Raw genomic sequence first — 12,255 nt, forward strand, 5'->3', positions numbered from 1 at the left:
TTCCGGTTGAATCGAATGAACAAAATGAACGTAATCGTGATCCCGGGTGAGACCCAGGCCACATTCTCGACATGGAAACCGCACCCGCCCCGAAGGTCAAGAAAGACCGCACCCGCTACCTCTACCCGGCGGTCGTCGTGGCCGTCCTCCTCGGCATCGGCGTCGGGCTGCTCGCCCCGGACGCCGCCGTCGAGCTCCGCCCGATCGGCACCGGATTCGTCGACCTGATCAAGATGATGATCGCGCCGGTCATCTTCTGCACCATCGTCCTCGGCGTCGGCTCGGTCCGGCAGGCGGCCAAGGTCGGCAAGGTCGGCGGCCTCGCCCTCGGCTACTTCCTGACCATGTCCACCGTGGCGCTCGCGATCGGCCTGGTGGTCGGCAACCTGATCCACCCGGGCTCCGGGATGGACCTCAGCGAGTCGGTGGCGGCGGCCGGCCGGAAGGCGGTCGGCGACACCGCGTCGGAGAGCACCGCCGACTTCCTGCTCGGCATCATCCCGACCACGCTGATCTCCCCGCTCACCGAGGGCAACGTGCTGCAGACCCTGCTCGCCGCGCTGCTCGTCGGTTTCGCCCTGCAGGGCATGGGCCAGGCGTCCGCGCCGGTGCTGCGAGCGATCGGGATCTTCCAGAAGCTGGTCTTCCGGATCCTCGCGATGCTGATGTGGCTGGCCCCGATCGGCGCGTTCGGCGCGATGGCGGCGGTGGTCGGCGCGACCGGCGTGGACGCGCTGATCAGCCTCGCGCAGATCATGCTCGGCTTCTACGCGACGTGTGTCATCTTCGTCTTCGGCCTGCTCGGCGCGATCCTCTGGGCGGTCGCCCGGATCAACATCTTCACGTTCTTCAAGTACCTGGGCCGGGAGTTCCTGCTGATCGTCTCCACCTCGTCGTCGGAGTCGGCGCTGCCCCGGCTGATCGCCAAGATGGAGCACGTCGGCGTGTCCCGGCCGGTCGTCGGCATCACGGTGCCGACCGGGTACTCGTTCAACCTGGACGGGACGGCGATCTACCTGACCATGGCGTCGCTCTTCGTGGCCCAGGCGATGGGCGACCCCCTCTCGGTGGGCGAGCAGGTGTCGCTGCTCCTCTTCATGATCATCGCCTCCAAGGGCGCGGCCGGTGTCACCGGCGCCGGCCTGGCCACCCTCGCCGGCGGCCTGCAGAGCCACCGGCCGGACCTGGTGGACGGCGTCGGGCTGATCGTCGGCATCGACCGGTTCATGTCCGAGGCGCGGGCGCTGACGAACTTCGCCGGCAACGCGGTGGCGACGGTGCTGGTCGGCGTCTGGACCCGCGAGTTCGACCGGGAGCGGGCCGCGCTGGTGCTCAGCGGCGGTGACCCGTTCGACGAGGCCACGATGGTCGACGATCACGGTGGTGAGGCGCCCGCGGCGCCGAAGCCGGGGTCGGCGTCGGGGCTGGGGTCCGCGCCGAAGCCGGCGTCGGGGCCGGGGTCGGAGCCCGAGCCGGAGCCGGCCAAGGTGTGACCCCGCCGGGCGGATCAGGGCAGGGCTTCCGTGAAGACCGCCGCACACCGTGCTGCCACGTCGGAGTCGGAGCCCTGCCACAGCCGGTCCAGCCACGGTCCGGCGAAGAGCCCGACGAGCGTCGGCGTCCCGTCCGCCGCGGTGGCGTCCAGCCACTCGCAGATCTCGTTCTCCCCCGGGCCGTGCACCCGGTAGTAGCCCGCCGGGTGCACTGGCCAGAATCGGTCACCAAACCGCAGCACCACCTTCTCCACCCGGCCCGCCCCGAGACGCCCGAGCGCTGCCCGGTGCTCCTCGGGCAGCGCCGGCTCGATCGCGATGCCGCCGGCCGCGAGCACCGGCAGCGGGACCGTCACGATCACCGCGTCGGCGTCCAGCGTGCGCCCGTCGCCGGTCAGTGTCACACCGTGCGGCCCGATGCCGATCCGCCGCACCGGATGCCCCAGCCGCACGTCGACTCCGCCGGCCAGGTGCTCGGTGAGCAGCCGATAACCGCCGACGATCCACCGGTCCCCCTCGCCGACACCGGGCTCGAACCCGTGCCGCGCGCTGAGCCAGGACAGCGGCGCGCCGGAGTCCATCACGATCTCCGCGTCGACGAGCTCCCGGATCGCCGCGGCGGGGAACGGCGCCGGATGCCGCAGCCAGCTCTCCAGCACGTCGGCCACGGCCGCCTGCGGCGGCGCCTTCTCCAGCCGGGCGCGCAACTCACCCTCGAGACCTTCGGGTACGGGTCCGCGCGCCGGCCCGAGCACCAGCGGATCGGTGAAGTCGGTGGCCACCACGGTCAGCCCGATCCGCTCGGCGAGCCGGGCCAGCACGTTGTCGTCGTACTGCTGCAGCCAGTTGGCCCCCAGGTCGAACGTGAACCCGCCCACCTCCACCCCGCAGGTGCGCCCGCCGATCCGGTCCCGGGCCTCCCAGACCATCGTCTCGACGCCGTGGCCGGCCAGGGCACGGGCCGCGCCGAGACCGGCCATCCCGGCGCCTACCACCGCGACCCGCCGGTGCCCCAGCCCTGCGGCCCAGGTCCCGGCGGCGACGCCCTGCTCGTAGGCGCCGTGTGTCATCCCGGCCCGGGTCGGGTGGGTGGCCTCGCCGGCGATCCGCAGCCGGTCGCCGACCGGCGTGCCGAGCGTGATCCGGTCCTGCGGCGTGCCGTCGCGGCCGATGAGGCTCCAGGAACCCCGCGCGAACGGGTCGTCGCCCCAGCGGGACACGGCGGAGGCGAGCAGGCCTGGCGCTTCGATCATGACGGGCAGCCTAGATAACCCGAGAATCTTTCTCAATGTGCAAGTATTAGCCAGCGACTCATACCAATGTTCACTGTGACGAAGCTGAAAACGGGCTGAGCGTTACCGGTCAATGTATGACACGCGCGAAATACTCGTTAACGGATCCGTAGTAACTTGATCGATCTTGTTGTAAAGTCCCGATCACTAATGTCCTCCCCCTGCCGCAGTGAAGGACACGGGCTCAGGCGATGTTCAACCGCACTGTCATGTTCGCGAAGCAGCACACACCGAACCACCTGCGTGTCCGCGCACGCCGGACGATGCTCCAGGCACACAACGCGCGGCTCCGGCTCACCGTTCCGGTGGCCTCCCGTTGCGAATATGTCAACATCTATCACTGCGCTGTGCGCAAAACGGCGAGTCAGTGGATTAAATCCATTTTCAGCGATCCGATCGTTTACCAGCACTCCGGATTACTCACCTATGACCCTCGCTTTTACGACTGGCGCGATCCACGGGTGTGCCCGCCGAACCGCATCGCGCTGTCGCTCTTCTTCTCCCGCAAACGGTTCGACGAGATGCCCAAGCCGGAGCGGTACCGCGCGTTCTTCGTGATGCGCGACCCGCGCGACATGGTCGTCTCCAGCTATTTCTCAACCCGTGACTCGCACGGGCCGATGGGCGACGTCCTCGAGGTCCGCAAGGTGCTGCGGGAGCTGCCGAAGAAGGAGGGCATGCTCTACCTGATCGACGACCTCGCGAAGAAGGGCCGGTTCAACGCGCTGCGCTCCTGGGTGCTCGCGCCCGAGGACGAGGCGATCCGCCTGATCCGGTACGAGGACCTGACCGGTCCCCGGCAAACCGAGGAGATCGACCAGTTGATGCGGCACTGCGGCATCGCCATTCCCCGGCCCGCTCTGGAGACGCTGCTGGACCGGTACAGCTTCGCCCGGATGAACGACAGGCAGGGCGGCGGCACCGTCTCGCACTATCGCAAGGGCGAGGCCGGCGACTGGCAGAACCATTTCGACGACGACATCCAGGAGGCGTTCCAGAAAGCGGCCGGCCCCCGGCTCGTCGAGCGCCTCGGATACCCGGTGGACCAGCGCGCCCACGAGTGACAGCGCCGCGTCAGGGCCGCGCCAGCACGGTGTGCGGCCCATGACAGCGCCCCGTCGCAGTCTCGATGCGAAACGACATCGAGGAGATGCGACGGATGGAAGATCTGGTGGTGCGCGCCGAAGGGCTGCGCAAACGATTCGGGCAGACACAGGCGCTGGACGGCGTCGACCTGGCGATGCGCCGGGGGACCGTGCTCGGGGTGCTGGGCCCCAACGGCGCCGGTAAGACGACCGCCGTCCGGGTCCTGGCCACCCTGTTGCGACCGGACGAGGGCAGCGCCGTCGTGGCCGGCGTGGACGTGCTCAAAAACCCGCAGGCGGTACGCCGCAAGGTCGGGCTGACCGGTCAGTACGCGTCGGTCGACGAGGACCTCACCGGCGTACAGAATCTGGTGTTGATCGGACGCCTGCTGGACATGTCCGGCCGGGACGCCCGGGGCCGCGCCGACGAGCTGCTGGCCTGGTTCGACCTCACCGAGGCCGCGCAGCGGCCGGCCAAGACCTACTCCGGTGGCATGCGCCGCCGCCTCGACCTGGCGGCGAGCCTGGTCGGCCGCCCGGAAGTGATCTTCCTGGACGAGCCGACGACCGGCCTCGACCCGGCCAAACGCGAGGACATGTGGGGCGTGGTCCGCACCCAGGTGGCGCGCGGCGCCAGCGTGCTGCTCACCACGCAGTACCTGGAGGAGGCGGACGCGCTCGCCGACGAGATCGTGGTCGTCGACCACGGCCGGGTGATCGCGCACGACACCCCGGACGGCCTGAAGCGGCGGGTCGGCGGCCAGACGCTGCGGATCCGCCCGGCCGACCAGTCCCGCCTGCCGGAGGTGCTGCGGATCCTCGACGCCGTCGCGGCGCCGGGCACCACCGCGGCCCGGGACGAGGCGGCGGGCAGCCGCCCGGGCGCCGCGAGCGTGCCGGTGGCCGGCGACGCCGTGCTCACCGAGACGCTCTCCCAGCTGACCCGCGCCGGCGTCGAAGTCACCGAGATGGCCCTGCAGCTGCCGAGCCTGGACGAGGTGTTCCACACCCTGACCGGCCGCACCAAGACCGAGGAGCTGGTATGACCACGCAGATCGCCCCGCAGCCGACCGTTCCGCAGCACAGCGCCGCGCCCGATCGTCACAAACGCGGCCTGCCCGCGCTGATCAGGCACAGCGCCGCGCTCGCCCGGCGCAGCCTGATCAAGACGATGCGCACGCCGGAGGCGCTGATCGACGTCACCATCCAGCCGGTGATCTTCCTGCTCCTCTTCACCTACCTCTTCGGCGGTGCCATCGCGGACGGCAACCGGCACGCCTACCTGCAGTTCCTGCTGCCCGGCATGCTCGCGCAGTCACTCGCGATGGGCGGCGTCGCGCTCGGGCAGAACCTGAACGCCGACATCGAGAAGGGTGTCTTCGACAGGTTCCGGTCACTGCCGATCTCCCGGTCGGCGCCGCTGGTCGGCGCGGTCGTCGCCGACGTGATCCGCTACCTGACGGTCTGCGTGGTGATGCTGACCTTCGGCACGATCATGGGCTTCCGCGTGGAGACCGGTGTGCTGCCGGCGATCGCCGCGGTGGCGCTCTCGATCGGGTTCGGCCTCTGCTTCTGCTGGATCTCGGTCTGGGTCGGCATGCTGGTCCGCACCTCGGGCGCAGTGCAGGGCATCATGTTCCTGCTGGTCCTGCCGCTGACCTTCGGCAGCAACGTGTTCGTGGCGACCGACACGCTGCCCGGCTGGCTGCAGGCGTTCGTGAGCGTCAACCCGATCACGCCGCTCGTCGAGACGATCCGCGGCCTGCTGGTCAGCGGACCGGTCGCCTCGCCGCTGATCGTCACGCTGATCTGGATGGCCGGCCTGCTGGTGGTCTTCGTGCCACTGGCGCTGCGCGCCTACGCGAAGCGGGCGTGAGCCCTCGTCGGCCCGTCACGCCGGTCCCAGCGACAGGCGTGCCGGGTCGATCCGGGTGATGGCGGCCGGCGAATCCAGCGACCAGCCGGCCGCGTACGCCTCGCCGTACCCGCTCTCCCCCAGCGCCTTGCGCGCCTCGGCGGCGACCGCGGCGACGTTCAGGTCGGTGTGGTCGTGGGCGCCGCGCAGCCGGGCGGCCGCCCCGATCAGCAGGGCCGCCTCCCGGTGCCGGCCGCGCAGCCCGGCGAGCCCACCGGCGGTCACCGCGACCATCGCCATGATCGGCATGTCGTTGGTGCCGAGCGCGGCGTCGTACGCCGTCTTGAGGTGTTTCTCGGCGGTGTCCGCGTCGCCGCGCCGCAGCGCGAGACCGGCGCGGACGCTGCCGATGATGGCCCCGCCGTGATCGCCGCCGAGGATCGGCAGGTTGTTGCGACCCAGCCCGGCGGCCGCCCGGTCGAGCAGTTCCTGGGCCCGATCGAGGTTGCCGAGGACCAACTGGAACCCGGCCTCCAGCGCGTCGACCAGCAGCACCATCTCGGGCGAGGTGGACCGCTCGGCGCGGACCCGGGCGGACTCCACCGCGGCCGCCGCCTCCTGCATCTCGCCGCGGCGCATGTGCAGGTCGGCCCAGCGCAGGTCGATGAAGACCTCGTCGGCGAGGTCCATCGCGCCGAACTGGCGGGCCATCGCCCGGGCCAGGGTCAGGTCGGCGAGCGCGCCGTCCAGGTCGCCCTCGTACTGGCGCAGCAGCGCCCGCAGCGGCAGGACCGTGGCCTGGCCCCACCGGTCGCCGGTGGCGCTGAACCCGTCCAGAGCGGCGATCACGTCCGCGCGCAGCCGGGCCACGTCGCCGTTGTTCTCGGCGGTCTGCGCCCGGAACATCCGGGCCAGCGCCGCCATCCACGGGTCGGCGCCGGCGATCATCCGCTCCAGGCGCTCGTCCGCGGCCTCGGCCTCGCCGGCGAAGTAGAGCAGCGCGGCGGCGATCGCCCCCGGCGGGCCGGGCAGCAGCTCGTGCCGGCGCACCCGCTGGGCGAGCGACCGCAGCCGCTCACGGCGATCGACAGCGGTCTCGGTGAGGTACGCCGGCTCGTGCCCGGTCCGGTTGATCATCAGCACCGCCTCGGCGCAGTCGGCCTCGAGCGGATCGGTGTCACCTCCGACCGACAGCGCCTCGGCCAGCCAGTACCCGGCGTCCGCCTGCCGGCCGAACATCTGCCAGTACCAGCAGAGATCCAGGGCCAGCCGGATCGCGCCGCGGGCGTCGCCGGTGTCGCAGAGGTGGCGCAGGCCGCTCAGCGCGTTGTCGTACTCCGCGCGGATCACCTCCAGCGCGGTCAGCTGGGCGGCGGTGCGCAGCAGCGGGTCGTGCTCGGCGACCAGCGCGGCCAGGTGACGGGCGGCCAGCTCCCGGACCTGGGTGAGGATGCCCTGCTCGGTGAGGCGCTCGATGCCGTACTCCCGGAGGGTCTCCAGCATCCGGTAACGGCCGCCGTCCGGCGCGAGCTGCAGCAGCGACCTGTCGACGAGCGCCGCGAGCAGGTCCGGGACGTCCTCGGCGGCCACCCCGCTGCCGGCCACGATCGCCGCCGCCGAGGCCGCCGTGACGCCGCCGGGCAGCACCGCGACGCGCTCGGCCAGGATCCGCTCGTCGGCGGAGAGCAGGTTCCAGCTCCAGGCGATCACCGCGCGCAGCGTGCGGTGCCGGGGCAGGGCGGTGCGGCTGCCGGTGGTGAGCAACCGGAAGCGCTGCGAGAGCCCGCCCGCCAGCTCGGGCAGGGCGAGGGTGCGCAGCCGGGCCGCGGCGAGCTCCAGGGCGAGCGGCATCCCGTCCAGGCCGCGGACGATCGCCACGACGTCGCGCACGGTCGTCGCGTCGACCGCGAAGCCGGGCCGGACCGCCGCCGCACGCTCGGCGAATAGCCGGACCGCGGGTGAGCCTGCCGCCTGCGCCGGTTCGGCGTCCGCCGGGGGCAGGCCCATCGGCCCCAGGGGTACGAGGGATTCGCCGTCGATCGCCAGCGGTTCCCGGCTCGTGGCGAGAACGCGCAGCAGCGGGCACCGGACCAGCAGCGCGCTCGTGAGATGGGCGACCGCGTCGATCAGGTGCTCGCAGTTGTCGACGACGAGCAGGACCTGCCGGCCGTTCAACCGGTCGGCGAGCACGTCCAGGTCGTCGCGCTCGCCGCGGGCCCGGTTCGCGGGGTCGAAGAGCGCCGAGCCGCGCAGCCCGGCCGCGGCCACCACCGCGGCGCCGACCTTCGCCGGCTCGGTCACCGAGGCCAGGTCGACCAGCCAGGTGCCGTCCCGGTAGTCGCCGGCGCGCCGCCGTGCCGCCTCCAGCGCGAGCCGCGTCTTGCCGGCACCGCCCGGTCCCAGCACCGTCACCAGCCGGCCGGCGCTCAGCAGCGCGTCCACCCGCGCCAGGTCGTCGTCACGACCGATGAAACTGGTCACCGACGCCGGCAGGTTGGTCCTCGCCTCGGCGGGCAGGGGCCGCTCCCCGCGCAGCAACCGCAGGTGCCGTTCCTGCAGCGTGGCGCCCGGATCAGCGCCGAGCTCGTCGGCGAGACGCTCCCGGATGCCCTCGTACGCCGCGAGCGCGTCGGCCTGGCGGCCCTGCCCGGCGAGCGCGTCGATCAGCAGCGCGGCCACCCGCTCGTCGAGCGGATGCTCGGCGGCCAGCGCGGCGAGCCGGGTGCCGGCCCGGTCCGCCCGGCCCAGGGCGATCTCCGCCTCGGCCAGGTCGGCGGTGGCCGCCACGACGACGGCGGCCAGCCGGGTGGCCTGCGCCGGGGCGACCTCGGCGAGCTCAGGGGCGAGCGGTCCGCGCACCAGCGCGACGGCCTCGCCCAGGGTCGCGGCCGCGGCGGCCGGGTCACCGGCGCGCAGCCTGTCCCGGCCGGCGGCGGCGAGCTGCTCGAACCGGGTGACGTCCACGTCCCGCGCGGTGACCGCGAGGCGGTACCCGCCCTCGATCTGCGTCACGGTGTCGCCGCCGCCGAGCAGCCGCCGCAGCCGGGAGACCAGCGACTGCAGGGCGTTGGCCGGATCGGCGGGGCGGTCGTCGGGCCAGAGCGCGTCGGTGAGCTGGGCCGCAGCGACCGGGCGGCCACCCGCGACGGCGAGCCGGACCAGCAGGCCGCGGATCCGGGCGCCGGGCAGCGTGACCTCAGCGTCGCCCCGGCGCACGCTCAGCACGCCGAGCATCGCGACCCGCAGGCCGGCACCGGACCCTTCTCCGCTCACCGTCCGATCCTCCCCCGCCGTGTCGAGCGGCCCCCAGGTGGGTCAGTTCTCGGCGGCGTAGGCCTCCACCTTCGCGGTGTCGCCGGCGACGATCAGGATCGCCCCGTCCGGGACCGGGGTCTCCGGCCGTGCGTACACGAAATCCTCGCCGGGCCGTTTCGTGCCGACCACCGTGACCCCCCACTTACTGCGCAGCCCCAGGTCGGCGAGGGTGCGGCCACCGGCGCCGCGGGGAGCGCGGACCTTGGCGATCGCGAAGCCGTCGTCGAACTCGATGTAGTCGAGCATCCGGCCGCTGATCAGGTGCGCCACCCGCTCGCCCATCTCGGACTCGGGATAGATCACGTGGTCGGCGCCGACCGAGGAGAGGATCTTGCCGTGTTTCACGCTCGTCGCCTTCGCCCAGATCTCCGGCACGCCGAGCTCCTGGAGCGCGAGCACGGTGAGCACGCTGGTCTCCAGATTAGTGCCGATGCCGACGACGACCCGCGGGAAGTCCGGGATGCCGAGCTGGCGCAGCGCGTCCTCGTCGGTGGAGTCCGCCTCGACCACCTGGGTGAGCCGGTCCGACCAGTCGAGCACGATGCGGGGGTCGCTGTCGACGCCGAGCACCTCGTAACCGAGGTCGAGCAGGGCCTCGGCGACCGAGCCGCCGAACCTGCCCAGGCCGATCACGGCCACGTTGTCGGCATCGCGCGGGGATTTCTCAGCCAACTAGGGGTCTCTCCTCCGGGTATCGGTAGAGCCGGCGCCGGGTGTTCAGCGCGATCGCGGTGCCGACCGCGATCGTGCCGACCCGGCCCACGAACATCAGGACGACCAGGACGACCTGCGCCGACGCCGGCAGGCTGCCGGTGACGCCGGTGCTCAGCCCGACCGTCGCGAACGCCGAGGTGACCTCGAACAGCACCCGGTCGAACGGGATGTCCTCGGTCAGCGCGTCCAGCACGACGGTACCGGTCGCCACCAGCGCGACGCCCATCAGCGCCACCGTGATCGCCTGCCGCTGAGTCTCCTCGGCGATCCGGCGGTTGCGGACCACCACGTCCGGCTCGCCCCGGATCTCCGCCCAGATCACGTAGGCGAGCAGCAGGAACGTGGTGAGCTTGATGCCGCCCGCGGTGCTCGCGCTGCCGCCGCCGATGAACATCAGCCCGGTGGTGGTCGCGATCGTCTCGCTGTTCAGCTGCCCCAGGTCGACCGTGTTGAAGCCGCCCGACCGGGTCATGATGTCCTGGGTGAAAGCGGTCAGCACCTTGGCCGGGGTGCCGAGCGGGCCGAGCGTCCCCGGGTTGCGCCACTCGAAGATCAGGAACGTGAGGAAGCCGAAGACGGTGAGCAGCAGGCTGCCGGCGACGGTCAGGAACGTGTGGGTCGACCAGCACTTCGGGGTGCGCCACTCACGGGCCAGCTCGAACAGCACCGGGAAGCCGATCGAACCGGCCAGCACGCCGAACGCGAGCGGCAGGCAGATCCACGGGTCGGTGACGAACCGGACCAGGCTGTCGGGGTAGAGCGCGAATCCGGCGTTGTTGAAGGCCTGCACGGCGTGGAAGACGGCGTACCAGAGGGCGCGGCCGGGCGGATACCCGTACCCCAGCCAGAAACGCAGGGTGAGCACGACGGCGATGGCGCCTTCGCAGATGACCATGACCAATGCCACCCGGCGCAGGACGGCGGCGATGTTTCCGCCGGAGAGGCCGGCGCTCTCGGCCTGCGCCATCAGGCGCCCGCGCAGACCGAGCCGGCGGGAGACCAGCAGGCTGAGCAGCGTCGCCAGGGTCATGATGCCGAAACCGCCGATCTGCGACAGCACGGTCAGCAGCACATGGCCGAACGTGCTCCAGTAGGTCGGGGTGTCCACGACGGACAGGCCGGTGACGCAGACCGCCGAGGCGGCGGTGAAGAGCGCGGTCACCAGCGGGGCGTGACCCGGCTCGGCGCGCGCGGCAGGCAGCATCATCAGGGCCGTGCCCACCGCTATCGCGCCGAGGAACGCGAGGGGGACGATCCGAGCCGGATGCTGCCAGGGTGATCGCACCCGGAGATTATCGCCGGTGTGCCGCCCGGACGCCGGGTGGCCTACCGGTTTGTTGCAGAAATCCTGCAACAACATTTCTCTTCACATCTATGGACGCCTATGTTTTTCTAGCACTCGGGAGCGCCCCCCATCCCCAAGATCCGCATTCCCCCATGCGGATCACGCTTTAGAAATGGAGCAGAAAATGCCTGGCCGAATCTCTCGGTTCACGCTCGCGGCCGCACTGCCACTCGCCCTCGTCACCGGGGCCGGCGCCGCCTCCGCCGCACCCGTGCAGACGCTCGCCATCACCGACCTGGTCGGGTGGGCCACCCAGAACGGCGGCACCACCGGCGGCGGCAGCGCCGCGACCACGACCGTGACCAGCGCATCCGCCCTCACGACGGCGCTGGGGTCGACATCGGCGGCCACCATCCGGGTGTCCGGCACGATCAACTGCAGCGGCATGCTCCGGGTCCGGAGCAACAAGACGATCATCGGTAACGCCGGCGCCGCGATCGTCGGTTGCGGATTCAACATCAACGGCGACCGGAACGTCGTCATCCGTAACCTCTCTTTCCGGAATTGGAACGACGACGCGATCAACGTGCAGGAGTCGGCCACCAACATCTGGATCGATCACAATAGTTTCAGCAACGGGTACGACGGCGCGGTCGACATCAAACGCGGCTCGGATTTCATCACCGTCTCGTGGAACCGGGTATTCAACCACGACAAATCGATGCTGCTCGGCCACAGCGACAGCAACGCGAGTCAGGACACCGGCCACCTGCGCGTGACGTACCACCACAACTGGTTCGACGCGTCGACGCAGCGGCATCCGCGGGTCCGTTTCGGGAACCCGGTGCACGTCTACAACAACTACTACTACAACAACTCCGGGTACGGAGTGGCGTCCACCGAGGGCGCCGGGGTGCTCGTGGAGGCGAACTCGTTCGAGGGCGTGGACGATCCGTACCACCTGGGTGAAGGGTCGTCGGATGCGGGGACGCTGGTGGCGCGGAACAATCTGCTGGTCAACTCGGGGAGCGGGCAGACCGGCGGGTCGGTGAAGTCGATTCCGTACTCGTACACCGCCGACGCCGCGTCCAGTGTGAAGTCCATCGTGACCGCTAATGCGGGCGCCGGCCGGATCAGTCTCTGATCCCGTTCCCCCTGGTGAGCGGGCGTCCCTGGGCGGGCGTCCGCTCTCCGGTCGTGCCCGTCGTTTCGCCGG

General features: G+C 71.3%; 9 protein-coding genes. 5 read left to right on the top strand and 4 right to left on the bottom strand.

Going from position 1 to position 12,255, the window contains the following annotated elements:
- Window positions 1-71 precede the first annotated feature (71 nt).
- The gene (locus tag AMIS_RS28800) at window positions 72-1,493 is read left to right on the top strand and encodes a cation:dicarboxylate symporter family transporter (protein WP_014445959.1); all 1,422 of its coding nucleotides are present in this window, start codon (window positions 72-74) and stop codon (window positions 1,491-1,493) included.
- Window positions 1,494-1,507: 14 nt separating this feature from the next.
- On the opposite strand, the gene AMIS_RS28805 is transcribed toward AMIS_RS28800, so the two are convergent.
- Window positions 1,508-2,782 carry an NAD(P)/FAD-dependent oxidoreductase gene (locus AMIS_RS28805; protein WP_269447695.1) on the bottom strand — a complete coding sequence of 425 codons (1,275 nt, stop codon included), beginning with the start codon at window positions 2,780-2,782 and terminating at the stop codon, window positions 1,508-1,510.
- 194 nt (window positions 2,783-2,976) lie between these two features.
- Here AMIS_RS28805 and AMIS_RS28810 point away from each other — a divergent pair, with 194 nt between their 5' ends.
- The 3 genes from AMIS_RS28810 to AMIS_RS28820 all read left to right on the top strand — a co-directional run bounded on the left by AMIS_RS28810 (window position 2,977) and on the right by AMIS_RS28820 (window position 5,746).
- Window positions 2,977-3,849, top strand: a complete 873-nt coding sequence (locus AMIS_RS28810) for a sulfotransferase domain-containing protein (protein WP_014445961.1) — start codon at window positions 2,977-2,979, stop codon at window positions 3,847-3,849.
- 65 nt (window positions 3,850-3,914) lie between these two features.
- Window positions 3,915-4,916: an ATP-binding cassette domain-containing protein gene (locus AMIS_RS28815; protein ID WP_014445962.1), complete on the top strand. Its 1,002-nt coding sequence runs from the start codon at window positions 3,915-3,917 to the stop codon at window positions 4,914-4,916.
- Window positions 4,913-5,746 (top strand): ABC transporter permease, encoded by an 834-nt coding sequence (locus AMIS_RS28820; protein ID WP_014445963.1) that lies wholly within the window; start codon window positions 4,913-4,915, stop codon window positions 5,744-5,746. Before AMIS_RS28815 ends, AMIS_RS28820 begins: the two co-directional genes overlap by 4 nt.
- Window positions 5,747-5,761: 15 nt before the next feature.
- Here AMIS_RS28820 and AMIS_RS28825 read toward each other — a convergent pair whose 3' ends face one another.
- Genes AMIS_RS28825 through AMIS_RS28835 form a run of 3 tightly spaced genes read right to left on the bottom strand, consistent with a single transcriptional unit; the run spans window position 5,762 to window position 11,039 of the window.
- The gene (locus AMIS_RS28825; protein WP_014445964.1) at window positions 5,762-8,998 is read right to left on the bottom strand and encodes a BTAD domain-containing putative transcriptional regulator; all 3,237 of its coding nucleotides are present in this window, start codon (window positions 8,996-8,998) and stop codon (window positions 5,762-5,764) included.
- A 42-nt stretch (window positions 8,999-9,040) separates the two neighbouring features.
- Complete coding sequence (locus AMIS_RS28830) at window positions 9,041-9,712, bottom strand: potassium channel family protein (protein ID WP_014445965.1); 672 nt, start codon at window positions 9,710-9,712, stop codon at window positions 9,041-9,043.
- Window positions 9,705-11,039 carry a TrkH family potassium uptake protein gene (locus AMIS_RS28835; protein WP_014445966.1) on the bottom strand — a complete coding sequence of 445 codons (1,335 nt, stop codon included), beginning with the start codon at window positions 11,037-11,039 and terminating at the stop codon, window positions 9,705-9,707. The genes AMIS_RS28830 and AMIS_RS28835 overlap by 8 nt, the downstream gene beginning before the upstream one ends.
- A gap of 172 nt (window positions 11,040-11,211) precedes the next feature.
- Here AMIS_RS28835 and AMIS_RS28840 point away from each other — a divergent pair, with 172 nt between their 5' ends.
- Window positions 11,212-12,183 carry a pectate lyase family protein gene (locus AMIS_RS28840; RefSeq protein WP_014445967.1) on the top strand — a complete coding sequence of 324 codons (972 nt, stop codon included), beginning with the start codon at window positions 11,212-11,214 and terminating at the stop codon, window positions 12,181-12,183.
- The last annotated feature ends 72 nt before the right edge of the window (window positions 12,184-12,255 follow it).

Source organism: Actinoplanes missouriensis 431, assembly GCF_000284295.1.
Taxonomy (GTDB): domain Bacteria; phylum Actinomycetota; class Actinomycetes; order Mycobacteriales; family Micromonosporaceae; genus Actinoplanes; species Actinoplanes missouriensis.

What these genes read in the sequence shown, in the direction of transcription:
- AMIS_RS28810 (WP_014445961.1), top strand. Translation starts at nt 2,977, where the DNA reads ATGTTCAACCGCACTGTCATGTTCGCGAAGCAGCACACACCGAACCAC.
- AMIS_RS28800 (WP_014445959.1), top strand. Translation starts at nt 72, where the DNA reads ATGGAAACCGCACCCGCCCCGAAGGTCAAGAAAGACCGCACCCGCTAC.
- AMIS_RS28840 (WP_014445967.1), top strand. Translation starts at nt 11,212, where the DNA reads ATGGAGCAGAAAATGCCTGGCCGAATCTCTCGGTTCACGCTCGCGGCC.
- AMIS_RS28815 (WP_014445962.1), top strand. Translation starts at nt 3,915, where the DNA reads ATGCGAAACGACATCGAGGAGATGCGACGGATGGAAGATCTGGTGGTG.
- AMIS_RS28820 (WP_014445963.1), top strand. Translation starts at nt 4,913, where the DNA reads ATGACCACGCAGATCGCCCCGCAGCCGACCGTTCCGCAGCACAGCGCC.